The sequence below is a fragment of the Halolamina salina genome, assembly GCF_042678005.1.
GTDB classification, from domain to species: Archaea; Halobacteriota; Halobacteria; order Halobacteriales; family Haloferacaceae; genus Halolamina; species Halolamina salina.
Genome location: NZ_JBHUDH010000043.1, coordinates 1 through 636, shown reverse-complemented (window position 1 = coordinate 636; position 636 = coordinate 1). Strand labels below are relative to the sequence as shown.

The following is a 636-nucleotide window of genomic DNA, read 5'->3' as shown; positions in this document are numbered from 1 at the left end:
TTCGTACTCGGGTTCGTCGCCGCTCAGCGCCGCCTGCGTGGCGCCGTCGCCGGCGTTCCCCCCGCCCGCACAGCCCGCGAGCACGAGCAGGAGCGCACAGGCGATCGGGACGAGACGCATACGGCTCCCGGATGGAACGGGAAAGTGAAAATACTGTCGACAGGTTTTTACTTCATTTAAATATTAAACGGACAGTTAGCCGTGTTATTACGATCTAAACACACGATTCGACAAAACCGACGTAGCCGGGGCGTCCGCGAACCGTTCCGGCTCTACGCCAGCTCCCGGGCCAGCACGCCGCGCAGATCCCGGATCTCGTCGGCCGCGTACTCGATCGATCGGTCCCCGATCGAGAGCGACAGCGATCCGTCCTCGGTCGCGGTGCCCAGTTCCGTCACCGCCGCGTCGTCGCCGGCCGCGTCACGGAGCGCGTCGGCGTCGGTCGTCTCCACTACGACCCGACCCGGCGTCTCGGCGAACAGCGCCGCCGCGTCGTCGAGTTCGGCCGCGACCCCTGTGTCGTCGGTGACCATCTCCGCGAGCGCCACCGCGAGCCCGCCGTCGCTGGCGTCGTGGGTCGCGAGCGTCGAGTCCAGATCGGCGACGCGAACGAGCGCGTCCACGAGCGCGCCCGGC

General features: G+C 67.8%; 1 protein-coding gene. It reads right to left on the bottom strand.

Features of this window, described 5'->3' with window-relative positions:
• Positions 1-272 precede the first annotated feature (272 nt).
• The coding region (locus ACFR9S_RS05270; protein ID WP_379818217.1) for an AIR synthase-related protein at positions 273-636 on the bottom strand (364 nt) is incomplete at its 5' end.